General features: G+C 29.7%; 25 protein-coding genes and 2 other annotated features. All 25 genes read right to left on the bottom strand.

Annotation, left to right across the window (positions count from 1 at the left end; genetic code table 11):
* Positions 1-62: 62 nt before the first annotated feature.
* Positions 63-551: an acetolactate synthase small subunit gene (gene ilvN, locus HUU89_RS12145; RefSeq protein WP_147580860.1), complete on the bottom strand. Its 489-nt coding sequence runs from the start codon at positions 549-551 to the stop codon at positions 63-65.
* Positions 552-564: 13 nt separating this feature from the next.
* Entirely contained in the window at positions 565-2,241 is a 1,677-nt protein-coding gene (gene leuA, locus HUU89_RS12140; RefSeq protein ID WP_147580859.1) for a 2-isopropylmalate synthase, read from the bottom strand.
* 60 nt (positions 2,242-2,301) lie between these two features.
* Positions 2,302-2,552, bottom strand: a binding site (T-box leader).
* 101 nt (positions 2,553-2,653) lie between these two features.
* Positions 2,654-3,694, bottom strand: coding sequence for a D-alanine--D-alanine ligase family protein (locus HUU89_RS12135; protein ID WP_175301889.1), 1,041 nt, complete (start codon positions 3,692-3,694; stop codon positions 2,654-2,656).
* Positions 3,695-3,704: 10 nt separating this feature from the next.
* Positions 3,705-4,331 carry a lysozyme family protein gene (locus tag HUU89_RS12130; RefSeq protein ID WP_175301888.1) on the bottom strand — a complete coding sequence of 209 codons (627 nt, stop codon included), beginning with the start codon at positions 4,329-4,331 and terminating at the stop codon, positions 3,705-3,707.
* A gap of 3 nt (positions 4,332-4,334) precedes the next feature.
* Complete coding sequence (locus HUU89_RS12125) at positions 4,335-5,666, bottom strand: UDP-N-acetylmuramoyl-tripeptide--D-alanyl-D-alanine ligase (protein ID WP_175301887.1); 1,332 nt, start codon at positions 5,664-5,666, stop codon at positions 4,335-4,337.
* Between the two features lie 9 nt (positions 5,667-5,675).
* The gene (locus HUU89_RS12120; RefSeq protein ID WP_175301886.1) at positions 5,676-6,866 is read right to left on the bottom strand and encodes a DUF5050 domain-containing protein; all 1,191 of its coding nucleotides are present in this window, start codon (positions 6,864-6,866) and stop codon (positions 5,676-5,678) included.
* Between the two features lie 62 nt (positions 6,867-6,928).
* Positions 6,929-8,281: a zinc ribbon domain-containing protein gene (locus tag HUU89_RS12115; RefSeq protein WP_175301885.1), complete on the bottom strand. Its 1,353-nt coding sequence runs from the start codon at positions 8,279-8,281 to the stop codon at positions 6,929-6,931.
* A 50-nt stretch (positions 8,282-8,331) separates the two neighbouring features.
* Positions 8,332-8,967 carry a methionine ABC transporter permease gene (locus HUU89_RS12110; protein ID WP_175301884.1) on the bottom strand — a complete coding sequence of 212 codons (636 nt, stop codon included), beginning with the start codon at positions 8,965-8,967 and terminating at the stop codon, positions 8,332-8,334.
* Positions 8,964-9,932: a methionine ABC transporter ATP-binding protein gene (locus tag HUU89_RS12105; RefSeq protein ID WP_175301883.1), complete on the bottom strand. Its 969-nt coding sequence runs from the start codon at positions 9,930-9,932 to the stop codon at positions 8,964-8,966. The genes HUU89_RS12110 and HUU89_RS12105 overlap by 4 nt, the downstream gene beginning before the upstream one ends.
* Positions 9,933-9,945: 13 nt before the next feature.
* The gene (msrA, locus tag HUU89_RS12100) at positions 9,946-10,428 is read right to left on the bottom strand and encodes a peptide-methionine (S)-S-oxide reductase MsrA (protein ID WP_175301882.1); all 483 of its coding nucleotides are present in this window, start codon (positions 10,426-10,428) and stop codon (positions 9,946-9,948) included.
* A gap of 11 nt (positions 10,429-10,439) precedes the next feature.
* Positions 10,440-11,261 carry a MetQ/NlpA family ABC transporter substrate-binding protein gene (locus HUU89_RS12095; RefSeq protein WP_119362711.1) on the bottom strand — a complete coding sequence of 274 codons (822 nt, stop codon included), beginning with the start codon at positions 11,259-11,261 and terminating at the stop codon, positions 10,440-10,442.
* A gap of 58 nt (positions 11,262-11,319) precedes the next feature.
* Positions 11,320-11,554: a binding site (T-box leader), on the bottom strand.
* Between the two features lie 49 nt (positions 11,555-11,603).
* A complete protein-coding gene (locus HUU89_RS12090) occupies positions 11,604-11,888 on the bottom strand; it encodes a hypothetical protein (RefSeq protein ID WP_022001628.1) in 285 nt (94 codons plus the stop codon).
* Positions 11,889-11,898: 10 nt separating this feature from the next.
* Positions 11,899-12,117 carry a helix-turn-helix domain-containing protein gene (locus HUU89_RS12085; RefSeq protein WP_022001629.1) on the bottom strand — a complete coding sequence of 73 codons (219 nt, stop codon included), beginning with the start codon at positions 12,115-12,117 and terminating at the stop codon, positions 11,899-11,901.
* Entirely contained in the window at positions 12,110-13,060 is a 951-nt protein-coding gene (gene whiA, locus HUU89_RS12080) for a DNA-binding protein WhiA (RefSeq protein ID WP_022001630.1), read from the bottom strand. Before whiA ends, HUU89_RS12085 begins: the two co-directional genes overlap by 8 nt.
* On the bottom strand, positions 13,060-13,908 hold the full coding sequence (gene rapZ / locus HUU89_RS12075; RefSeq protein WP_175301881.1) for an RNase adapter RapZ: 849 nt from the start codon (positions 13,906-13,908) through the stop codon (positions 13,060-13,062). Before rapZ ends, whiA begins: the two co-directional genes overlap by 1 nt.
* An 81-nt stretch (positions 13,909-13,989) precedes the next feature.
* On the bottom strand, positions 13,990-14,892 hold the full coding sequence (gene trxB / locus HUU89_RS12070) for a thioredoxin-disulfide reductase (RefSeq protein WP_175301880.1): 903 nt from the start codon (positions 14,890-14,892) through the stop codon (positions 13,990-13,992).
* Positions 14,886-15,533 (bottom strand): pyrophosphatase PpaX, encoded by a 648-nt coding sequence (gene ppaX / locus HUU89_RS12065; RefSeq protein WP_117347508.1) that lies wholly within the window; start codon positions 15,531-15,533, stop codon positions 14,886-14,888. The genes trxB and ppaX overlap by 7 nt, the downstream gene beginning before the upstream one ends.
* 60 nt (positions 15,534-15,593) lie before the next feature.
* Positions 15,594-16,397, bottom strand: coding sequence for a prolipoprotein diacylglyceryl transferase (gene lgt / locus HUU89_RS12060; protein WP_118470647.1), 804 nt, complete (start codon positions 16,395-16,397; stop codon positions 15,594-15,596).
* Positions 16,394-17,335 (bottom strand): HPr(Ser) kinase/phosphatase, encoded by a 942-nt coding sequence (hprK, locus tag HUU89_RS12055; protein ID WP_022001435.1) that lies wholly within the window; start codon positions 17,333-17,335, stop codon positions 16,394-16,396. The genes lgt and hprK overlap by 4 nt, the downstream gene beginning before the upstream one ends.
* Positions 17,336-17,346: 11 nt before the next feature.
* Complete coding sequence (uvrA, locus tag HUU89_RS12050) at positions 17,347-20,166, bottom strand: excinuclease ABC subunit UvrA (RefSeq protein WP_175301879.1); 2,820 nt, start codon at positions 20,164-20,166, stop codon at positions 17,347-17,349.
* The gene (locus HUU89_RS12045; protein WP_317992344.1) at positions 20,156-21,514 is read right to left on the bottom strand and encodes a CCA tRNA nucleotidyltransferase; all 1,359 of its coding nucleotides are present in this window, start codon (positions 21,512-21,514) and stop codon (positions 20,156-20,158) included. The genes uvrA and HUU89_RS12045 overlap by 11 nt, the downstream gene beginning before the upstream one ends.
* A complete protein-coding gene (gene uvrB / locus HUU89_RS12040) occupies positions 21,504-23,477 on the bottom strand; it encodes an excinuclease ABC subunit UvrB (protein WP_107030316.1) in 1,974 nt (657 codons plus the stop codon). The genes HUU89_RS12045 and uvrB overlap by 11 nt, the downstream gene beginning before the upstream one ends.
* 12 nt (positions 23,478-23,489) lie before the next feature.
* Positions 23,490-24,935: a S41 family peptidase gene (locus HUU89_RS12035; RefSeq protein WP_175301878.1), complete on the bottom strand. Its 1,446-nt coding sequence runs from the start codon at positions 24,933-24,935 to the stop codon at positions 23,490-23,492.
* Between the two features lie 133 nt (positions 24,936-25,068).
* Complete coding sequence (locus HUU89_RS12030) at positions 25,069-25,641, bottom strand: hypothetical protein (RefSeq protein ID WP_032089435.1); 573 nt, start codon at positions 25,639-25,641, stop codon at positions 25,069-25,071.
* Between the two features lie 48 nt (positions 25,642-25,689).
* Positions 25,690-26,619 (bottom strand): AEC family transporter, encoded by a 930-nt coding sequence (locus HUU89_RS12025; RefSeq protein ID WP_032089436.1) that lies wholly within the window; start codon positions 26,617-26,619, stop codon positions 25,690-25,692.
* Positions 26,620-26,769: the final 150 nt, after the last annotated feature.

Here is a 26,769-nt window from a genome sequence, read left to right as displayed (position 1 = left end):
ATCTAATAATGATAAGTCACAATCTGATTCATAAAAAATTTTTGCCATTTTTAATGTCCCCCTTAATTTCCTTGGCTTCCTCTATGCATTCCAACGAGTCCTGTGCGAGCAATTTCTGTCACGTTGAATCCGTTAAGCATTGTTAATAACTGATTGACTTTTCTTGTATTTCCAGTAACTTCTATAATTAATGAAGTTGGTGAAACATCGATAATATGTGCTCTAAAGATATCAACAATTGAGTTGATATTTGTTCTTTGATCAGCATTTGCATCTACTTTAATTAAGACAAGTTCTCGATAAACTGAATCATCTGGTTCAAGTTTTTCAATTTCAACGACTTCTACAAGTTTCCCTAATTGTTTTTCAATTTGCGTTAAAATTTGTTCATCACCAGTAGAAACGACTGTCATACGTGACATTCCTTTAATATTTGTTTGTCCTACTGAAATACTTTCAATGTTATATCCTCGTCTACTAAATAAACCAGCAACACGGTTTAATACCCCTGGATTATTTTCAACAAGCAATGATAAAACAAGTCTATCCATGTTTTAATCCTCCCTATTTTTTTAATTGTTTATGAATTCTATTCATAGCTGAAATAATGGCTTTAATTGTAGCTGTTGTAATATTTGGATGTACCCCTACTCCATATTCTTGAACAGCACTTCCTTTAACTCTTAAATAAACATAAGCAGCTGCTTTTGAACTAGATCCTGATGATAATGAATGTTCACTATAATCTAAGAAATGTGTATAAACAAAGCCATTTTCATTAAATGCATCTTTAACAGCATCAATTGGTCCATTACCATAACCAACAATCGTTCTTATTTCTCCATGATCTTTTAAAGTAATTTCTGCTTTTCTTTCAAATTCAGAATCATCTTCAGAAATATCAATTAATTTTTGTTTAATAAATTCATATGGTTCTTTAATATCTACATATTGTTCAATAAATGTATCGTAAACTCTTTCTGGTGAAACTTCTCCTTCTTCTTCAGAAATATCTTGAATCACTTTTGCAAAGTCTACTTGTAATCCTTTTGGTAAATGATAACCATACATGCTTTCCATAACATAAGCAACGCCACCTTTACCAGATTGTGAATTAATACGAACAATTGGTTCATATTGTCTACCTAAATCACTTGGATCAATTGGTAAATATGGAACTTCCCACATTTTCGAATTTCTTTCTCTTAAAGCATGCATTCCTTTATTGATTGCATCTTGATGACTTCCAGAGAAAGCTGTAAAGACTAATTGTCCAACATATGGATGTCTTGGTGGAATATCCATTTTTGTACATTTTTCATAAACATGTTTAATATCATTAATATTATCTAATTCTAATTGTGGATCAACTCCATGAGTGAACATATTTAAAGCAACAGTCACAACATCAACATTTCCTGTTCTTTCACCATTACCAAATAACGTTCCTTCAACACGATCAGCACCCGCTAATAAAGCAAGTTCAGTTGAAGCAATTCCACAACCTCTATCATTATGAGGATGAACAGAAACAATGACTCTTTCACGATCTTTGAAGTTACGACACATCCATTCGATTTGATCAGCATAAACATTTGGTGTATCCATTTCTACAGTTGAAGGTAAGTTGATAATCACTTTATTATCTTTACTTGCTCCCCATGTATCCATAACGGCTTCACATACTTCCATTGCATAATCAACTTCAGTTCCTGTAAAACTTTCTGGTGAATATTCAAGAATCACTTTTCCTTCAAATTCTTTTGATAAGTCTTTTACTAATTGAACACCATCAATTGCAATTTGTTTAATTTCATCTTTATCTTTGTTAAAGACAACGTCTCTTTGTAAGATAGAAGTTGAATTGTAAACATGGACGATAGCTTTATCTAATCCTTTTAAAGCTTCAAATGTTTTTCTAATTAAATGTTCTCTTGCTTGAGTTAATACTTGAACAGTCACATCATCAGGAATTAAATTTTCTTCAATTAATAATCTTAAGAAATCATATTCAATTTGACTTGAAGAAGGAAAACCTACTTCAATTTCTTTAAATCCTAAGTCTACTAAAAGTTGAAACATTTCCACTTTTTCTTCTATTTTCATTGGTGTAATTAATGCTTGATTTCCATCTCTTAAATCAACCGAACACCAAATTGGTGCTTTTTCAATTGTTTTATCAGGCCAAGTACGGTCTTTTAATTTAATTGTTTCAAATCTCTTGTACTTTTCGTAATTCATTTCCATTTCCTCCTTAATACTATAAAAAAACTCCCGTCTCAAAATAGCCAATCCGGCCATTTTGAGGACGAGAGTTATATTACTTCGTGGTTCCACCTCAATTTGTGAATAAATCACTTTATCCACCTCGCTAAGTACGCTACATAATAGTTCATACTCTTACAAAATAACGGTTGCATACCGTAGCCACCTACTTAAGTTCAGCGCTCCACTCAAGGATGAGTTCAGTATTACTCAAACAATTCTTTCCACCAACCAGAATCTCTCTACGCCTTGAAATAGTACTTACTAGTTCCTATCGAAGTATTTATTTTATGGTTACTTGTAATGTTAGACTTTTTTTTTACTAAAGTCAATGTCTTTAAGTTAATTTAACTAATTTAAAATATATTATTATTTTAATAGTTTTTTATTATTTATCGAAAGCTAATTGAATTACTCTATCTAATAATTCACTATAAGAAATACCAAAATCATTCATTAATTGTGGATACATTGAAATCTTTGTAAATCCAGGTAAAGTATTAATTTCATTTAAATAGATTTGATTTGATTTCTTATCTAAGAAGAAATCAACTCTTGATAGACCATGTCCATCAACTGCTTTAAATACTCTTAAAGCATATTCACGAATCTTATCTTGAATTTCTTGATCAACTAAAGCAGGAATACATGTTTTACTTTCTTCATCTTCATATTTAGATTCAAAAGTATAGAATTCACCATGAGGCATGATTTGTCCAACACGTGAAACGATTGGATCATCATTTCCTAAAACAGCCGTTTCAAGTTCGATACAATCAACACATTCTTCAACGACAATATGACGATCATATTTTGAAGCTTCAATAAGTTTTGTCATTAAATCTTCTTTATGAGCACAACGATAACATCCTACACTTGATCCAGAACGACTTGCTTTAATAAAACATGGGAATCCTAATTCTTTTTCCACTGTTTTTTCAATATCTTCAATTTCATCAAATTGTTTATTGACAACAACAAGTTTTCCATCATATCTTTTTTTAACATATAAAGATTTTACTTGTGGAATTCCTGCAGTTTCTAAAATCTTCTTTGTATAGATTTTATCCATTGATACTGCTGAAGCTAAAACACGACATCCAACATAAGGAACACCTGCTAATTCAAATAAACCTTGGATTGTTCCATCTTCTCCAAAAGCACCATGTAAAATTGGTAAAACAACATCTTGTTGTTTTAATACTCCAAAAATATCTTGAATAACTTGAGAATTTTCTAACCAAGTATCTTGAGCCAAATCAGCTTGACCTTGATCTAATAAATACCAAGATCCATCTTGATCAATTCCTACTAATGTCACATCATAATGTTCTTTATTTAAATTATTCATTACTGATGTACAAGACATACGAGAAACAATATGTTCACTCGATTGTCCACCACAAACAACCATCAATTTTTGTTTCATAATAATCTCCTTAACGATATAATTCTAACCAATCATCTACTAAAGTAGTATCTTCATAATATCTTAAAACATGATATACATACTTACTATCTCCATAGACTGATACGTTATAATCCTTTTTACATTTCTCAGAAAAATCTATAGCATTTTGATAAGTATATTGCTTGTCTGTTTGTTCAACGTAATTCATATATCCAATACCATAATTATAAGATTGTAAAGCTAAAAATATTCCTTTTTCATCTTTTAAAGAACTTACATTTGCCTTTTCTAAACATTTAGCAAAGTATTGAATACCTACTTGAATAGAATATTTGGGATCACTAATAGCATTAGGTTTCTTTTCAAACTGTGTATTAAATTCACATTCAGATGATTGCATTGGATCATTTCCTTGTCCTCCAGATTCTTGCATCATCATTGCCTGTAATAATCCTAAATACTCTTCTATATCATTTTCCCTTGCATATTTTAGCATTAAATCTTCATAATTCAATACCTGAGTTGAAACCAATTTATTCTCTTGCTTAAATTGATTTTTTATAAGTTGAAAGAATGAAAAAGCTAATAAAAACAATAATGCTGCAAGAATTAACTGAAAGGGTCTTTTTAATCTTAATTTTTTCTTTTTTTTCATAACTTATATCTTTTCTACAATTTCTTTTAAATTCATAGAGTGGCTTCCTTTAACTAAAACCACATCATCATTCTTTAAAAATTGATCTAATTGTTCAATAACTTCTTGATTAGAAGTAAAATAATAAACATTCTCCATTTTTTCTTTTGCTTTTTGATACATATACTTTGCTTCTTTTCCAATACAAATCAAAACATCTATTTCTTTAGTAGCAACATAGTTTCCCACTTCTTCATGAAGTTGTTGACTATAACTTCCGAGTTCTAACATATCCGCTAAAATAGCAACTTTACGTTTTTTATAATTTGCTAGAACATCTATACTTGATTTCATTGAATCTACACTTGCATTATATGTTCCATCAATAATTGTTTTATGATTTTTTTCAAGAATATCCATTCTATTTTTAGTTAATTCAAACTCCTGTATACCCTTTTTAATATCTTCTAGAGAAATATCTAACTCTAATCCTACTGCAATTGCAATTAACGCATTAAAAACATTATGCTCTCCTTGAACAGGAACCCAAATTTTTTCACTTTGATCATGATAATGAACAATAAATGTACTGTGATCTTCAAATAATTCAATATCACTTGCTTGAATAGAAGCCCCTTCATTTTTTCCAACTCTTACAACATTTAAACGAGGTAAATCAACAGTCTGTAACATATCATTATCATTATTAATAATTAAAGTAGATTGATCTTTCATACCATCTGTAATTTCTAACTTTGCTTTTAAAATATTTTCACGACTTCCTAGTTCACCAATATGTGCTGTTCCAACATTGGTAATACATGCGACATCAGGATGAGCAATCATAGATAATCTTGACATTTCATTTAAATGATTCATCCCCATTTCTAAGACCATGACTTCTTCATCTTGATATCTTAAAATTGTTAATGGTAGACCTATTTCATTATTATAATTACCTTCTGTTTTTAAAGTTTTATATTTTTGTTTAACAACACTATAGACCATATCACGTGTACTTGTTTTCCCAACACTTCCTGTAACTCCCACAACCTTTACAGGGCGATGACTTCTTAAATAAATGGCCATATCTTTTAAAGCTTGATAAGTATCTTCTACTTTAATCACAATTTTATCTGGATAACTTACATCTTTAGCGGTAATAATTGCTGTTGCTCCTGTTTGAAAAGCACTTTCAATAAAATCATGTCCATCAAATCTTTCACCTTTTAAAGGAATATACATTCCTCCATTTTTCATTTGTCTACTATCTTGACTAAAGAAACAAATATCATCTTCTTTATTTCCAGAAACTAAAATACCTTTTGTTGCCTCTAATATTTCATATACTTTCATATTATTCTCCTATGCATCTTGTAAATTTTCAAATTCTTGTGCTGTATTTTCATTTAAAGCTTTATATTGCCCTTTAATATTGAAAACAATATATTTGACTCCACTTTCTTGAACATATCCTTTGGTAAATAAATCAGATCCTAAAACTTGTAAATCTGATACAACGATATTCTTAAATAAAATCTGATCATCTTTCCCATTTAAACTCATCATTTTAAGTTGAGTTCCTGTTGCATAGACAATTTTATTATTGACTAAAGCAATGGCTCTATTTTCTACTTTTTTGATTGTTTCTTGTTTTAATGTTTCTTTATTGATTTTTATAATTTGTAAATTATCAGTAAGATATAAATCTTTGTTATCAAGAGCGAATGTACATTGTTTTTCATAGAGTGTTTCTATATTTTCACCTGTAATTGTCATTCTTTTTAAAGCATATTGTTCATCATTTTTAGCTAAATAATAAATATATTTTCCATCTATTGTAATATCATAAGATGTTTCATCATTTAATTTTTGATTTGTTTGATCATCCAATGAATAACGATATAAACTTTCATGATCTTGATCTAATTGATAATAAATAACATGATTTTTTATAATTGGATAATACACATTTTCTAATATTTGGGTCGTTGTTTTTGTCTTTAAATCATAAGCTTGATAATTATATTGAGAATCACAATAATAAAGAACATGATTTTCAATACTTAAATAGCCCACACAATCATCTATCAATACTTCACTTGTTTCTAATTCATCTAAATCACTTACTAAAAGTTGATTATTGATAACATAATAAAGATGTTGATTATCTTTTAGATATTGGCCACCTGCTTGATTATTAGCAGAAACATTATACGTACTCACTTTGCCTTTTAAGACATAATTTTTTTCTTGACTTGACATTGATTGTAAAGGATGACTTGTCATATAACTTCCTAGAAAAACAGCTGATAAACATAAAACAGCTGAAAGTATCCAAAGAATTGGCTTTTTCCAATATCCTTTATAAGGATCTTCTTCCACTACTTCTTCTTGTGTTTGTCTCATTCCACAAGCTGGACAGACTTCTTCATTTTCAGTTAATGGTAACTGACAACGAATACAAACTTTTTTTATTGGTTTTAACTGTTTTCCACATTGAGGACAAAACAGCATATCATCTTCAACATATGTTCCACATTGACTACAATACATTCTTATCACTCCTAGTGACCTTATTCTACCACAGTCATAAAATAAAAAGAATGACTAAATTGTCATTCTTCGAAAGGTGCATATTCACCATCATAGCTACTGATAAAATAATGACGCGTATAATCATCATCATAGGCATAAAAAACAACATATTGACCGGCAACAAAATAATCTCTTGCATCATCGTAAATAGCATATTGCTCATCTCCTACATATGCATCCAATTGATCATCCAAGCTTTCTACATAAGCAATATCTTGTTGATTTGCTTCATCTCTTGCGAGTGCAAAACGATAAATATTATCAACTTCTTTAAGTTCTTTTTCCTCTTGTGTATCTAAATCAACATAATAGATTCCTTGATAAGTACGATAATATAATAAACCATTAGAAAAATAACAATCATCATAACTATCAACATCTTTTTTCAAAACATTTCCATTAAAATCAATTAATTGATTTTTATAATTTAAATTTTCATATAAAATACGTTGGTTTTGATCATCAATACTAAAATGATTTACATTCTCTTTGATCTTTTTATTAGCTACTTTATTCATTTGATCATCTATCGTTAAACAATATAAATTATCATTTTGAATATAGAAAATAGATTGATCAAGAACATAACAATCATAAGCATCATTTAATAAAGTCTTTTTATTATTTTGATGATCTGCAAAAATCAAATCTCCATATTGTAAATAGAAATAACCTCGATCATCTACATAAAGATGATCACAACTTCCATCTTCTAAAACTTCTTTATTTTCAAGTGTTGAATCATATTTAAGAAGTTGATCTCCTGTTGCTAGATAGAGATGATTTTGATAAATATAAACTCCACCACTATTGTTTTGGAAATTATAATTATAATCACTGCGTGATGTATCTTGTTGAATGTTAAAGTCTGTTAATGAACTATTTCCACTATCATCAAAAGATGTCGTCTCACCTGTTTCTAAACTATCTCCTATGATTCCAATAATTGCTCCTACAATCGGAATAATTAAATTAAAGGCAACAATAATTCCTATAACTATCTTAACAATTCGTTTATTTTTTCTTACATTTGGATGATTAAACGTTTTTTTATTTTTTTGAATGGGTACATACTTATTCAAATCTTTAAAAGGCTTTTTATAATCATATGCATTCTTTTTATAATCATAACTTTCAGAAACTGTATGATAATTATGACTTGCTTCACTATGTACACTTGTATCAGGGGTTACTTTTTTTATTGGATCAGACTTACGATAAATTGTAGGACTTCCACAATTAGAACAATATTCTTGATAAGGATAAATAAGTTTTGAACAGACTGGACACGTTGTTTTCCCGATTTGTTTATGTCCACATAAATGACATTCAATGCTATTTCCTATTTCTGCTCCACAATATTTACATTTCATATTCCCACTCCTTTTTTCAATCATAACATAAAAAAGACCGCTTGGGTCTTTTAAGATAATTTTTTATATAAATGATTGCCGATTGTTTGAATAATTTGTACAAAGATAATTAAGATGATACTTGTAACAACAAGATAAGGAATCTTATAAGCTTGATAGCCATAACGAATCGCTATATCTCCAAGTCCTCCTGCCCCTAAGGCACCACCCATCGCACTATAACCAATAATACTAATCATTGTAAGCGTAATTCCTGATAAAATAGCAGGAAAAGCTTCTTTTAAATAAATACGATAAATGATTTGAAAATCACTAGCTCCAAAGGATTTAGCTGCTTCAATTAACCCAACATCAACACTTCTTAATGCACTTTCAATGACTCTAGCAACAAAAGGAATAGCTGAAATTGTAAGTGGCACAAGAGCTGCTGTCGTTCCAATCGCTTTACCAGCAATTAATCTTGTAAGTGGAATCACAATGACCATTAAAATAACAAATGGGAAACTTCTAAAAATATTAACAAGAATATCTAAAATTGTATAAACGACCTTATTTGGTTTTAATCCATCCGGTGCAGTGAGTGTTAAAATAATTGCTGGAACAAAACCTAAAATAACAGCAAAGAAAGTTGATCCAATGACCATATATAACGTTTCATACGTTGCTTTTAAAATAATATCACTCATACAATTTCCTCCCATTTAATTTTTTCTTGATCTAAATAATTTCCTACTGCTTGTAGATCTTTTTCATCAATATTGATAATAAGGCTTCCCATCATGGAACCTCTAAAGTTTTCAAGTTTTCCTTGGCAAATATCAAAGTTGATATCAAGTGTTCTAGCAAGTTGTGTAATCGTATGTGATTTGGAATTATTATTTGTAAAGAATAATTTAATATTTTTACCAGTTTGTGGCAGAATTTCAATATCATCGCCCACAAATTTTTGAATTTCTTGATTTGGTGCCACAAAAAGTTCTTCCGGTTTACCCACTGATAAAACACGTCCATCTTTAAGAAAAGCGACTTTATTACAGATTTGTTTAATAACTTCCATTTGATGTGTGACAACTACAATCGTAATATTCATCTCTTTGTTGATTTTTAATAATAGATTTAAGATATCTCTTGTAATTTGTGGATCTAATGCTGATGTAGCTTCATCACATAAAAGAATTTCGGGATTTAAAACAAGTGCTCGAGCAATCGCTACTCTTTGTTTTTGTCCTCCACTTAATTGACGAGGATAAGCTTGACTTTTTTCTTCTAATCCCACCAATTTCAAAAGTTTTTCAATTCTCTGTTTATTTTCTAAACTATGAGGATCTTGTTTCCAAAACTTTAATGGTAAAGCAATATTATCATAAACATTTAATCTATTTAAAAGATTAAAGTTTTGAAAGATCATACCCATTTCTTTTTGAATATTACTCATTTGTTTTTTATTTAAAGATGAAATTGCTTGTCCATCAACAATCACTTCTCCTTTTTGAAAATTCTCTAGACCATTGAAACAACGTAGCAATGTTGATTTACCTGCTCCACTTTGTCCAATGATTCCAAAAATATCTCCTTTTTCTATCTTAAAAGAAATATCTTTGAGCACTTCTAAAGAGCTATAACTTTTATACAAATTTTTTATCTCAATCATAAACCTCTTCCTCTCAACCAAAAAAACATTTTCCTATATGGCAATATCCTTGGGGATTCTTTTCTAAATATTTTTGATGATATTCCTCTGCTTCATAGAAATTATCGAGTGGTTGTATCTCAACAACCACTTTTTCTTGATATTTTTTTTGAATTTCATTTGTTTTATTTTGAATAATTTCTAAGTCACTTTCATTTGTATAATAAATACCTGTACGATAAGAAATACCTTCATCTTCACCTTGTTTATTTAAAGAAGTAGGATCAATTATTTTATAATAATCATCCAATATTTGATTTAAACTTCGAAGACTTTCATCATATTCAATTTTTACCGTTTCAACATGTCCTGTTTTTTCTGCTTTAACATCTTCATATTTTGGATTTTCAGTATGCCCATTAGCATAACCTACTGTTGTTTTTATAATTCCATCAAATTGATCAAAATATTTTTGAACTCCCCAAAAGCATCCTCCAGCTAAATAAATAACACTCATTTTAAATCTCCTTATTTTGTAGGATCTGTAAAGACAGCTTGAACAGAACCTTTATATTTTTTGATATAATTTTTCACTTTTTTTGATTGTAATGCTTTCTTTAAAGCTTTTGCTTTAGCTGTATTTTCATTTCCTTCTTTAACTACTAAGTAATTGATATAAGGTTGTGCTTCTTCATCTGTAAAACTTTCTGTTAATAAAACGTTTGTGCTATCTCCTAAATTATGTTCTAATGCATAGTTACCATTAATAACTGCAACATCTACATCTGGTAAGTTGTTTGGTAAATTGGCTGCTTCTAATTCTTCAATTTTATAATTATGTGGATTTGCTGTAATACTTGATGCTGTATAAAGTGTATCATCGTTTAATTCAATTAAGTTATTTTTAGCAAGTAAAGCAAGTGCTCTTGATTCATTTGAACCATCGTTTGGTACAGCAATTGTAGCTCCATCTTTTAAATCATCTAATGATTTTAAGTTTTCTGAATAGAGAGCCATTGCTTCATAATGAATACCGGCTACGGCTTTTAAATGTAATTTTCTTTCTTTATTTTGTTCTTTTAAATACGCTAATGTTTGGAAATAGTTAGCATCTAAATCTCCATCTTCTAATGAAGTATTAGGTGTTACATAATCTGTAAATTCAGTCACTTCTAATGTATAACCTTCTTTTTCTAACTCATCTTTAACGACATCATTTAAGATCTCCGCATGCGGTATAGCTGTTGCTCCTATTTTAATTGTTTTATCATCGTTTGATGATCCATTAGCACATCCTGCAATTGATAATGCGAATGCTGCTGATAATAATAATTTTAATCCCTTTTTCATTTTTCTTTTCCCCTTTTTCTTTTATTACAATACAACAAACAAAAAACTCGTCCTTTATACAAAGGACGAGTTACCTCGCGTTACCACCTTAATTTAAAATAACCTCACGATTATTCCCTCATCGAGTACTATCATACTCTATCACTTTAACGGGTGAATCCGTCATAGCCTAACCAACTTGGCTCGGTATGCAACTCCAAGGCCATTTTCATTTATTTTCCATGTTTCTTTTCCACCAACCAAGAACTCTCTAGGCATTTTCAATAAATTACTTTCCTTTTCAATGTCTTTTTGTATTGTTGCTATCATAGTATACCTCTATGAATTAGATGTCAATAGTTTTTATTCATTTTCATCTTTTTCTACATAATTTACATCAATAACATCGTCACTCCCATTACGGTAAGCTTGACCTGATTGATAAGCAGCTTTTTTCTCTGCGATTTCTTTTTCAATTCTTTCATTATATTCTTTCAATTGTTTTTCATATAAGTATCTTCTAATAAAAGAATAAATCACAAGAATAGCAATAATGATCCATGTAATAGGACTGAATAATAAATTTAATAATAAACTTAAAACTAAAATAACAACTGCAATAACTAAAATAATTTGATAAATTGGCATTTTTTTACTCCTATTTAGAAAAATTAAATAATTCCTTCACTTCTACTTTCAAACCATCCGCTAATTTTGAAATAGCTTTTAAAGAAATATTTCTCGTACCTCTTTCAACATCTGAAATATAATTTTTAGATAATCCTGAACGAAATGAAAGTTCTTCTTGAGAGATATGTGCTCTCACTCTTAATTCTTTAATTCGTAAACCAAATAAAATGTGAATATCTTTATTCATTTTGCATTTGCATTAATTGTGCTGCTTGTTCACTTAATTTTTTAAAACGATGATGCAATCCCGATTTACTAATCGTCAGACCTGTTTCATCTTGATAAGCATTACACAATTCATTTAATGTATAATCTGGATATTTTTTACGAATCAAAGCAACAGTTCTTGTTTTTTCATCAAGCATATCAAGTCCCATAAACATCTCAATAATACTGATATCTTCTAATTGTTTATTAGAAGAAGCCATTGATTTGACCTCATTAGCAATATCACAGTTATTCCATCTGTTTACAGTATTTGACATACTTCGATCAATACGAGTACTTTCAAAGTTCATCACCGATTGGCTCGCACCAATGGCTCTTAAAAAGTCTCCTATCTTCTCTGCCGATTTTAAATATATAACATATTTGTTTCTTCTTTTTGTCATTTTGGCATTTAAATGAAAATAATTCATTAATTCTTGAATAAATAACGCATATTCTTCTTCATCAACAGATAACTCTAAATGATAATTCGATGTTTCTGGGTTATTGACAGATCCTCCAGATAAAAAGATACCCGCTAAAAATGCTCTTTTACAACATTCTTTTTGAATTATTTTTTTATCAGGAAGTGTATGGAAACCTAATCCATTCATTAAACCTAAATCATCTAAGATTTCTCTTGCTTTTGAGACTTTAAGAATATAGACATTATTTTTTTGTAATTTCATTTTTCTAGAAACAAGAAACTCTATATGAGGATGATACACTTCTTTTAACATTTTATGAACTTTAGATGCTATTTTTGCATTTTCTGTTCTTATTGTAAGTAATAAACCTTGATTTGATAAAGAAAGTGTTCCATTGACTTTAATAATTGCTGATAAAATAGCTTTTTGACAACAAATATCAAAATCATTAAAAACAACTTCCTCTTTAACTTGTCTAGCAAATGATACTTTCATTAATGAACAGCATCCCTATGTAGACGATGAACATGATATTTTTGACTATAGTGATCTGCAAAATAATTTGTTAAGCTTACTGAACGATGTTGTCCACCAGTACATCCAATACCAATGACAACATGCGTCTTTCCTTCTTTATCATATTCTTCTAATAAATAATCTAATAAATCTGTCATTTTTTGAATAAAGACTTGGGTTTCAGGTTTATCTATTACATAATCATAAACTTCTTTATCGTTTCCAGTAAGATTTCTAAGTTCCTCTATATAGAAAGGATTTGGTAAAAAACGCACATCAAAAAGTAAATCTGCATCTTTAGGTATACCATGTTTATATCCAAAGGATACAAAACTTATTCTAAATGGGTTTATAGATTGGTGATTAAATTGGTTTTCTAATAACTGTTGGAACTTATTTCCTTTTAGATTTGTTGTATCAATAACCACATTTGCTTCTTTAGAAATAGGTCTTGCTAATTTTCTTTCATATTCAATAGCTTCTACAAGTGTAGAGACTTTATTAGAAATCAAAATAGGATGTGTTCTCCTTGTTTCTTTATATCTTTTTAAAATAATATTATCATCACAGTCCAAGAAAATAACCGACACATTTAGCCAATCTACATTATTTAAAAAACGAATGGCTTTTGGCGCATCAGCTAAACTTACTGCCATTGCTATTCTTTGATAATTCGTATTATCCTTTAAAAATTCTGAAAATGCTCCTAATAAAGCAATTGGATAATTATCAATACAACAATAAGCCATATTTTCAAAAGCGGCCATCGCTGTTGTTTTTCCAGCACCTGACATACCTGTAACAATGACAATCTCAATTTTATCCATAATACCTCTCCTTTCTATTTTTCGTATCTATTCTATCAAAATTCATCTATAAATAAAAGCCAGATGTAACCATCTGAACTTTTATTTTAATGAAGCAATGTATTGTCCAGCAATAGCACCATCATTTGTAGCCGTAACAACTTGTCTTAATTGTTTATTTCTTACATCTCCTGCTACAAAGATTCCTTTAACAGCTGTTTCCATATTTTCATTTGCATCTATATAACCTGCTGAATTGACAATTCCTAATGATTTTGCACATTGTGTCATAGGATCCAAACCAATAAATGGAAAAATACCATTGACCATTAATTCTTCTTTTTCACCTGTCTCACTATTTTCTAAAACAAGACCTTTTACTTTGTTATCTTCTTCTAAAATCTCAGCTGGTTTTCTTTTAAAATGAACTTCAATATTTTCACTTTTTAATAAACGATCTTGAATAATTTTATCAGCTCTAAAAACATCTCGTCTTACAATTAAATGTACTTTTTTACATAATGTTGCAAGATACATTGCTTCTTCAAGCGCTGAATTTCCACCACCGATAACAGCAACTTCTTGATTTTTAAAGAAAGGACCATCACAGACAGCACAATAAGAAATTCCACGTCCAACAAGTTCATTTTCTTTTTCAAGATTCATTTGTCTTTCTTTTGTACCTGTCGCAATTAAAACATATTTTGTTTGATATGTTTGTTTAGCAGTGACAACTTCTTTGTAATTTCCGTAATCTTTAATATCTAAAACTTCACCATATTCCATTTTTGCTCCAAAACTCAAGGCACTTTCATACATTGTAAAAGCAATTTCTGGGCCTGGTGTTGGTTTAAGTCCAGGATAGTTTTCAATTTGGGCAGTAACATTTAATTTACCACCTGGAGCTGCACTATCAAATATTAAAACATCTAATCCCGCACGACTCGCATATAAACAAGCACTTAACCCCGCAGGTCCAGCACCAATAATTATTAAATCTAACATTTTTCTTTCTCCTTTATATAATTTATAAATTCTTGATAATCATTAATTAACAAATCTGGATGTTCTTTTTCTATAAGAGCATATCCTTTAGGTGACCATTTCACTCCTACTGTTTTAATTCCCGCATTTTTACCTGCTTGAATATCAGTTACATTATCACCTACATAATAGCCTTCTTGACAATTTAATTTTTTTAATGCACACAATATTCCTTCAGGATCAGGTTTTGAACGTTTCACATCATTTTCTCCAATGATGACATCAAAATATGGCGTTATATTAAATAAATCCAATCCTAATATAGCTGCTTCTTTATATTTTGTTGTAACTACAGCTAGAGGAAAGTCTTGTGCTTTTAAATATTTTAACATTTCTTCAACATATGGATAAATTGTGACATAATCTTCATGATGTGCATGATTATATTCTCGATAATATTGAATTAATTCATCCACTTGATCTTCTTCTACATATCGACTAAAGGTATTTTTTAAAGAAGGCCCTAGAAATGAAAGCAGTTCTTCTTCACTTAAAGTATAACCTGGTTTATATTTTTTAAATGTGTGTATAAATGATTTTTTTATTAATAAATCTGTATTTAAGAGTGTTCCATCTAAATCAAAAATAATTGCTTTTTTCATACTTTTCTCCTTAATGTAAATTATTATATCTATTTTACAAAAAAAAGATAGTCTTATGCACTATCTTTCCTCCAATACATCTTGTCCTTTAAAATGACAATAAATAAATCCTATTAAACCAACAATAACAAATACAATAGAAACAAGTTGTGCTGTTTTTAATCCAAAAACATATAAACTATCTGTTCTAAATGCTTCTATGAAAAAACGAATAACTCCATACCAAATAAAATAAGTAAAAAACTGAATTCCTTGTTTTTGTTGGTACTTTCTAATAATAAAGAAAATAATTAAAAAACCAATCACACATCCTAAGGATTCATATAAAAATGTAGGTTGATAATATTGACCATGAATATACATTTTATCAATGATAAACTGTGGTAAATGAAGTGCTTTTAAGAAACTTAAATCAACTGCACTTCCATAAGCTTCTTGATTAAAGAAGTTTCCCCATCTCCCACATGCTTGGGCAATAAGGACACCTGGCATGATGGCATCCCCCGCAACAAGAAATGAAATATTTCTTTTTTTAAAGAAGAAATAACTATAAATAAGTCCTGTGATAACTCCTCCTTGAATAGCAAGTCCTCCATGATTGATCATAATGATTTCCATCGGATTATTGGCATACAATTCATTCCACATAAAAATCACATACCAAATTCTAGCACCAATGATTCCTACAAATAATAAACCAAAAACATAATCAGAAAGTATTTCTTTTGAATAACCTAATTTTTTAAAATGATATTGCCCTAAAAAATAAGCAATTGCTGCACCTGTCAATATACAAACGGCATACCATTGTATAGAAAGTGGTCCAATTTCTATAAAGGTATTAAAACTTGGGAAGAATCTCATTGTTCTTGTTTATTATGATCAATATTTTTAAGAATACGTTCAACAAATTCTTTACTTGAATCAATACCTACGTCACGTAAACGCATATTCATAACTGCCGCTTCAATAATAACCGACATACTACGACCACTTGATACAGGAACAACTATTTTAGGAATTTTAATTCCTAAAACATCTTCTGAAATATCATTTTCTTCAACCCCTACACGTGTATATTCACGTGATGGTACCCAACGTTCTAGCTGAATCACCAAATCAACATCATTTCTATCTAAAATAGCAGAAATACCAAACATCTTAGAAACATCAATAACCCCAATTCCTCTAATTTCTAATAAATTAGCAAGAACAGCAGGTGCTTTACCAACGATTTTTTGTCCTATACGATAAAGTTCTACAGCATCATCAGCAACTAATAAATGGCCTCTTTTAACAAGTTCTAAAGCAATTTCTGATTTACCGATTCCACTATCCCCTTTAATAATGACACCTTTACCATGAATATTTAGAAAAACACCATGCATTAATGTTTCTCTTGCAAGTTTTTCTTCTAAGGTATTCATAAGTTCACTTGATACAACACCTGTAATCATTTCTGTTTGAAAAATTGGAAAGTTTCTTTCATCAGCAATATTTTTTAATACTTCAGGACAAGCATGTCCTTTACAAATTACAATACAAGGTACTTCTTCATTAATTAAACACGGAAAGATTTCTTTTTGTCTTTCTTCTGTCATCTCAGCAATAAAAGCCATTTCTTTATCACCAAAGACAATAATTCTTCTAAAGTCACTATGTTTGAAGAATCCTGCTAATTCAAAACCTGGTCGATTGATTTCACCAGTTAAAATAACTCTTTTTAAAGATTCTTCATTTCCTGTAACTTGTTGATAATTTTTATTATTCCCTAATAATTTTTCTACTGTAATTGATTTCATCTTTTTTCTCCTTAAAGCATTGATTTCAAGAACTGACCTGTATAACTTTTTTCACACTTTGCTACTTTTTCTGGAGTACCTGTAACAACAATTGTTCCTCCTCCAGCTCCACCTTCAGGTCCTAAATCAATGATATGATCTGCTACTTTAATAACATCTAAATTATGTTCAATAACAATAATTGTATCTCCTTGATCAACAATACGTTGTAAAACATCGATAAGTCTTGCAACATCATGACTGTGTAATCCAGTTGTTGGTTCATCAAGAATATAAACAGTTTTTCCTGTTGACTTCTTTTGTAATTCACTTGCAAGTTTAACTCTTTGAGCTTCTCCACCAGAAAGAGTTGTTGCACTTTGACCAAGTTTAATATAACCAAGACCAACATCATAAAGTGTTTGGATCTTATTTCTAATTTTTGGTAAATTATCAAAGAAATCTACCGCTTCTTCTACTGTCATTTCTAAAACATCATAAATATTTTTATCTTTATAAGTCACTTGTAAAGTTTCTTCATTATATCGTTTACCTTCACATTGTTCGCAAGGAACGTAGACATCTGGTAAAAAGTGCATTGAAATTTTCTTTAATCCATCACCTTGACACGCTTCACAACGACCACCTTTAACGTTAAATGAGAATCTTCCTTTATCATAACCTCTCATTTTCGCTTCATTTGTTTGTGCAAATAAATCACGAATATCATCGAAGACACCTGTATAAGTTACTGGATTTGAACGTGGTGTTCTTCCAATTGGATCTTGTGAAACTTCTATGACTTTATCAATATTTTCAATTCCTAAGATTTCTTTATGTAAACCTGGTCTCTCTTTTGATTGATAAACATATCTCATTAATGATTTTCCTAAAATATCATTCACTAATGTTGATTTACCACTTCCTGATACTCCTGTAACGACATTGAATTTACCAAGAGGAAATTTAACATTAATATTCTTTAAATTGTGTTCCTTAGCCCCTTTGACTTCAATAAATAAGCCATTCCCTTTACGTCGTTTTTGAGGAACTTCAATCTTTCTATTTCCAGATAAATATTGTCCTGTAATAGAATCTTTACAATTCATAACTTCTTCTGGTGTTCCTGCACAAATGACTTGTCCACCATGAACACCAGCTCCTGGACCAATATCAACAATAAAATCTGAAGCTCTCATTGTATCTTCATCATGTTCAACAACGAGAACGCTATTTCCTAAATCTCTAATATCTTGTAAAGATTTGATAAGTTTTTCATTATCTCTTTGATGTAAACCAATAGATGGTTCATCTAAAACATATAACACTCCCGTAAGACGTGTTCCAATTTGAGTTGCTAGACGGATACGTTGAGCTTCTCCACCAGATAATCCTCCTGCACGTCTAGCAAGTGTTAAGTAACCAAGACCAACATTATTTAAGAATGTAAGACGATCATTGATTTCTTTAACAACTAATCGAGCAATATTCATTTCATAGTCTGTTAATTTTATATTTTGAATAAAATGTAAAGCATCCTCAATTGATTGTTCTGTAAATTCAGCAATATTTAAACCACCGACTCTTACAGAAAGAACTTGATCATTAAGTCTTCTTCCCTTACATGTAGGACAAGTATGTTCTGACATAAAGGATGCATACCATTCTTTTGACCATTTTGAAGTTGTTTCTTCATATCTTCTTGCAATTAATGTTCTCACACCTTCAATAAATTTTGTTGTACGTGAGACATTTCCACTATCTGATACGATTTCATAACTAATAGGTTCTCTCGAACCATCAAGAATATAACTTAATTCTTGTTTTGTAAAATCTTTTAATGGTTTATCTAAATCTATTTTATATTTCTTACAAAGAACTAAAAATCTTTGCCATTCAATACGATTTGTTCCGACTGCTGTTTTAAAATAACGAAGTCCACCTTCATTAATTGATTTACTCCAATCTGGAATCAATAAATCAACATCCACTTCATTTTTAATCCCTAATCCACGACAATCCGGACAAGCTCCTAATGGATTATTAAATGAAAATAAACGTGGTTCTAATTTAGGAACAGAAAAACCACAAATTGGACAAGCAAGATGTTCACTAAAAAGTTCTTCTGTTTTTGTTGTTAAGTTTTGAACAATGACTTCTCCACCCGTTAGTTTCAAACCGACTTCTAAAGAATCTACTAAACGACTACGATAACCTTCTTTTTTGATAATACGATCAATAACGACATCAATATCATGTTTTTTATTTTTATCAAGTTCGATTTCTTCATCCAACATGTAATTTTGTCCATCAACAACCACACGTAAATAACCATCTTTTAATAAGTCCGCAAAATAATCTTTAAAAGTTCCTTTCTTTCTTTTAACAACTCTTGCGACAACCATTAAACGATCGCTATCAGCGTATTGGTCAATCGTATCTGCCATTTGTTTAATTGTCTGACTTTCAATAACAACATCATGTTTAGGACAATAAGCTTTTCCTACACGTGCATATAACAATCTTAAATAATCATAGATTTCTGTAACTGTTCCTACAGTTGAACGTGGATTGTTAGAAGTTGTTTTTTGATCAATTGCAATAGCAGGTGATAAACCTTCAATCGCATCAACATCTGGTTTTTCCATATTGCCTAAAAACTGTCTTGCATAAGCACTTAGTGATTCTACATATCTTCTTTGTCCTTCAGCATAAATTGTATCAAAAGCTAAAGATGTTTTCCCTGAACCAGAAAGACCTGTCATAATAACAAGTTTATTTTTAGGAATATCGATATTAATGTTTTTTAAATTATTTTCTCTTGCTCCTCGAATAATTAATTTATTTTCCATCTTTTCTTCCTTTCAATAATTGAATAACACTTTCTTTGTCATACCCTCTCATTTGTAAATCATAGGCCCAATCAAGTAATTCTTTAAAATCTTGATTAGGTTTAAATCCTAATTCTATTAAGAGTTTACCATCCACAAAAGGTTTTAATGCATGATTTCCACATCTTGAAACCTTTTCTTCAACATAAGTATCTAATGTTGAAATTGTTTCTGGACGATTTGCAAGTCGTCCTAACTTATCACATTTCGACATACATACTAAATCGTTTAAAGGAAAAATTCCTTCTATTCCTTTTAATAATTTATAGTAACTATAATCTTTGCTTTGATTTCTTACCATATTCATCAAATGCATATGATAATAGATCATTGTACGAATATATTTTTTCATTTTTTTATTTGTAAAAAAATGACTAAAATATTGATTAAAAACTTTTACACCACTTTCATTATGCCCTGGTGCTTTTCCTTCAGGAGTTGTTACTAATGGTTTTCCTATATCATGAAGTAAAGCACTCCACATGAAAGCAAGTGGCCAACTTGTTTTATCTTTACATAAAGCAGCTAAGTCAACAACTAATAAAGTATGATTCATCACATTTCCTTCAGGATGAAAATCTAATCTTTGAGGACATGTTGCTAATGTTTCTAAAGGACGAATAAGAGCATTGAGTTCTAATAAGAATTTTAAACCCATTGATGGATGTGAAGACATCAATAACTTATTATATTCTTGTTGAATTCGTTCTAAAGATAAATATTGTAAAACTCCTTCATTGACCATTTTTTGACAAATCTCTTTTGTTTTTAAATCCACTTGAAATTCAAAACGAGCCATAAATTGAGCTAATCTTAATACTCTTAAAGGATCTTCATAAAATGTTTTTTCATCAACCATTTTTAAACATTTATTTTTAATATCTTCTTGTCCTTGATAATAATCTATCAGCTTTTCATTTTGATAATCATACATCATTGCATTGATTGTAAAATCTCTTCTACGACATGCTATTTTCATATCTAAATTTTTATGAACTTCTACCTCAAATTCTCGATGTGTTTGTCCTTTTTTTCTTTCAATACGAGGTAAAGCAAAATCAAAATTTGGTAAACAATCCAATTTTAAAATACCAAAACTTTTACCTACCTCGTTTACTTTTCCATATTGAGATAAAATATCAATAATCTCATCTATTTCTAGATCATAGATTTCTACATCTACATCATGGTAATCTACCTTTTGATACATCACCATATCTCTAACAATACCACCTACAAGATAAACTCGACCCTTTTTAGATAAAGAATCTAAAACACTTTTTTCTAAATGATTAAACTCAAACTTCACCTTGCAACTCCAACATCATATCTCTAAGTTCCATTGCTCTTTCAAAATCAAGTGCTTTTGCTGCTTCTTTCATTTGTTTTTCAAGTTCTTTAATAAGTGTTTCTTTATCTTTCTTCTTCGCTTTCTTACCTTTTTTAACAAGAGAAATGGCTTCATCCACATTTTCTTGTCCATGGATAGCTTCTCTAATTTCCTTTTTGATTGTTTGAGGAATAATACCATGTTCCTTATTATATTTTTCTTGTATTTCACGACGTCTTGCTGTTTCATCAATGGCCTTTTGCATAGAATCAGTAATTTTATCACCATACATAATAACTTTACCATGACTATTTCTAGCAGCACGTCCAATAGTTTGAATCAATGATCTTTCCGATCTTAAAAAACCTTCCTTATCAGCATCTAAAATACAAACAAGAGAAACTTCTGGTAAGTCTAATCCTTCTCTTAACAAGTTGATACCCACTAAAACATCATATTTTCCAAGACGTAGATCTCTTAAAATTTCTGTTCTTTCTAATGTTTTAGTATCACTATGCAAATAAGCAACTTTTAACCCAAGTTCTACAAGATAAGCACTGAGGTCTTCTGCCATTCTTTTAGTAAGTGTGGTAATCAATACACGTTCATTTTTTTCAATACGTTGATGAATTTCATCAATAATATCATCTACTTGACCATCAATAGGTCTTACTTCTATGATTGGATCTAATAGCCCTGTTGGTCTAATAATTTGTTCAACAACTTGATGATGAACCTTATCTAGTTCATAATCACCTGGCGTTGCAGAAACAAAGATAGCTTGATGAATCAAATCTTCAAACTCTTCAAAAACGAGTGGTCTATTATCCAAAGCACTTGGAAGTCTAAAACCATATTCTACTAATGTTTCTTTACGAGAACGATCCCCATTATACATTCCTCTAATTTGTGGAAGCATAACATGACTTTCATCTACGACAAGTAAAAAATCTTTAGGAAAATAATCAATCAATGTATAAGGTCTTTGACCTGCTTTTCGTCCATCGATATGTCGTGAATAATTTTCAATTCCTGGACACATTCCCACTTCTCTTAACATTTCTACGTCATGTCTCGTTCTTTGATCAAGACGTTCATACTCTAATAGCTTTGTTTCATCTTTAAAATACTGTAATCGTTCTTCTAATTCCTTAGAAATCGTATCACAAGCTTTTAACATTTGTTCCTTTTTCGTTACATATCCATAAGCAGGATAAATAGTATACGTATTATAAGAACCTAAAATATGTCCTGTAAGGGGATCTACTTCACAAATACGTTCTACTGTATCTCCAAATAATTCAATACGAATCAAATAACTTTCACTATGTCCTGGAACAATTTCAATAACATCACCACGAACCCTAAAAGTTCCTTTAGTTTGTTCAATATCATTTCTTTGATATTGACGATCGACTAAAAATGTCAATAATTCTCTACGATCAATATCTTGATCAACACGTAATGAGAAAATCATTTCTTTATACTGTTCAGGATTTCCAAGTCCATAAATAGAAGCAACTGAAGCAACAACAATGACATCTTCTCTTTCAATAAGTGAATTCATTGCTGCTGAACGCAACATTTCAATTTCATAATTTGTTTTTGCATTTTTATCAATATAGAGATCTCTACCTGGAATATAAGCTTCTGGTTGATAAAAATCGAAGTTTGAAATAAAGTACTCTACTCTATTTTCAGGAAAAAATTCTTTTAACTCTGAATATAATTGTCCTGCTAATGTTTTATTATGTGCTAAAACCAACGCTGGTTTATTATATTCTTTGATAACATTAGCAACAGTAAATGTTTTTCCTGTTCCAGTTCCCCCAAGTAAGACTTGTTCCTTTTTACCTGCTTTTAAACCATCTACAAGTTCTTGAATAGCTTGAACTTGATCTCCCATTGGTTGAAAAGGAGAAACGAGTTTAAACTGAGACATAGTTTCACCACCTTATTTTATGATTTTCATTAACTGATCATACTGTTTATCATTTTCATGATTATTGATATAAATCATCATTCTTGCAACCAGCATTTGTTTATCACTTTGACTATACTCTCCATCTACGTTTAAATGATTATCTGTTTCAAATTGTTGTAATGCTGCTTGTGTATTAACTGAAAAATAACCATCTTCTCGATCAACAGAATATCCTAAAATATTGAGCATCTTTTGCATAGATTTAATACGTGTATTTACACAATCAACTTTTAAGGTTTCTTTTACATCTTTTGTTGTAATTCCTGATAATGAAACATTATCAACTTCTTCATCAGGTGTTAGACCCTTTCCATTAATACATGTCCCATTAGGAATCATCCATTTAGCATACGTATACTTTAAAACTGATCCATCAGAAAGCGTTTTTTGAGTTTGTGCACTTCCTTTTCCATAAGTTGTTTTTCCAATAAGTTGATATCCTTTTTCACTTTGTAAAGCTCCTGCTGTTAATTCAGAAGCACTTGCTGTATTTTCATTTACAAGAATATAACCATTTTCAAATTCATATTTTTTATCTGATTCTGCATAATATTTTTTTGCTGCACTATTTTTTTCTTTCATTTGATAAATTACTTCATCTGAAGTAAAGAATAAATCTAAAATATCTGTAGCAGCTGTTAAATAGCCTCCACCATTATCTCTTAAATCAATAACTAATGTTTGAATATTTTTCTTTTTAAACATTTCTAAGGCTGTTTCTACTTGCTTAGCAGTATCTGTTCCAAAAGTTGATAATTCAATATATCCAAAAGATACATTTCCTTGTTTTCTTATTTCATAAAAAGCAGAAGTATCTAATGCTCCTCTTGTAACTGTCACATCACTTGTTTTTTGATTACTTAAAATCGTTAATGTAACTTCTGTTCCATCTTCACCTCGCACGTAGTCTCTTACTTGATCAGTACTTGCTTGTGCTAATTCATTTCCATCCGCTTTCGTGATAATATCGCCAACTTTTAAGCCTGCTTTAATTGCTGGTGAATCACTATATACTTTAGTAATCATGGCCCCTTGTTCTACCATAGAAAAACCTACACCGATGCCTTGATAATTTCCAGCAACTGTTTGATTAAATTCAACAGCTTCTTTGCTTGTTAGATAACTTGAATGAGGATCATTTAATCCTGCAACCATTCCTTCAATAGCAGAGGTATTTAAACTTACATCTTGATCATTCGTATTTACCCAATACTTATCTAAAGTATCATAAACTTCATTAATAATACTGCTATCATTTTTACTTTTAACAATAACATTCTTTTTTGAAACATAGCCTGCAAAATACCCAATTGCAAGACAGACAATAATCAAAATAACAATTAAAACTTCTTTGATTGGTCTTTGTTTTGTTTCTTGTTTTACTTCTTTTTTTGGCGGTCTAATAAAATCATCCATCATTTTCACCTCACCATAACATATTATCATATTTTAAAGTGCATTAATATCATTTATCAAAACCTATTTATTAGTTTCTTTTTTAGACACATTATATCGTTTTTTTATTCATAAGTCACGCTTTTTGCATAGCTCATTTATTTTTTTGGCGTATTTTTTGAGTAATTGTCTTCATATATGAATGAAATGGTTTCACCTTTTCTTGATGACCACCAACATATTCTTTAAAACATTCTGCAAAATATTCTTTTTTTGTCTTTTGATTAAATAATGTTCTATATTTCTTATATAACTTTGTAAACTGTTTAGAAGAACTAAATTGATGTTTTTCATCAAAATAATGACCTAATTCATGAATAATTACTCCTTCACTTGTCACATTATCAAGATGTGGATGAACTAAACGAATCGTTTTAGGAGGAATCATTTCCCCTGAAATAATCAAATCATTCTTTTTAATACTGTAGTTATAAAGTTCTATCTTCCCGCCAGTATTAAAAAAGATTTCTAAAAACTGTTGATCAAAATGATAATGATATCCTCCTTGGAGTTCTTCTTTAATATAGCTATCACCAAATTCATTAGTTTCTAACCAACTATCTTTAAATTCTTTTTCTACATAAACATGTTTTTGGATTTCTATCATTGATGTTTTAGAGGAACACCCTGTAAGAAGTAATAATAAAATACATAATATTTTTTTCATTTCTAACTCCTTTTATTAAACTATAAATAAAAAAGGTATCTCTACCTTTTATAATAATTGATAAATCATAATCATGAATGGCATCGTAATAATACTAAAAATAACCCCCATTACATTCATAATACTTGCATACCCTGGATGTTTATTATAGAGTTGTGCAAATTGTGTAATTGTTGCTGCTGGTGGTGCAGATGCAGCTAAAATTGTAATCAACAAAATTTTGTCAGCATCAACTGTTAAACGAGACATACCTGTAAATTTAAAAATAAGAATCATAATTAATGGAAAGACAACTAATCTAAATAAAGAAATTAAATATGTTCTCTTTTCTACAAAAATACTCCTTAAATCCATTTCTCCAATAAGCATTCCAATAACAATCATCGCTAATGGTCCCATCATACTTCCTACTTTAGAAAAAGTATCAACAAGTAAAGATGGTAATTGTAATTGAAACATAAAAAGACAAATTCCAATAATGATAGCAATAATATTAATATTTAATAGAATCTTTTTTATATCAAATGATGGTTCATTACAAACAAGACTTTTAGCATGTGTCCATAATAAAATAGTTTGTATAACCATATAGCCACTTGAATAAATGACCCATTCATTTCCTAAAATGGCTCCTACTAAAGGAATAATTAAATTACCAGAATTTGAATAAATAAGTGTTGCTTTTTCGATAGGTGTAAAACCAAAAATTTTTCCTAATAAATTAGCAAATGGAATAAAAATGATATGTACTAAAATAGCCCCTAAAAAAGATATTCCTAAACCAATCAACTTATCTGATGTAAAATCAATCATAAAAGAATTGATAATGGCACAAGGGCATGCAACATATAAAAGTAAAATAGATAATACTTTACTATTTTCCGCTGTTAAAACTCGACCTCTTACAAGCAAAAAGCCAAAAAAGATCATAATAAATAATTGACATATTTGTTGAATTAACAAAATACTTAATTCCATTATATTCACCTCAAGGGATAGTTTATACTAATTATTTTAAATATGTAAAAGCTTTCATTATTTGAAAATAAAAAACCACTTAAGGGAAAATTCTTAAAACATAAAAAAAAGAAGGAACTGGCAACGAGCTATTTTCGCACAATGTACTAT

This window comes from Faecalibacillus sp. H12 (assembly GCF_013361255.1).
GTDB classification, from domain to species: Bacteria; Bacillota_I; Bacilli_A; order Erysipelotrichales; family Coprobacillaceae; genus Faecalibacillus; species Faecalibacillus intestinalis.
This window is presented reverse-complemented; position numbering and strand designations above follow the sequence as displayed.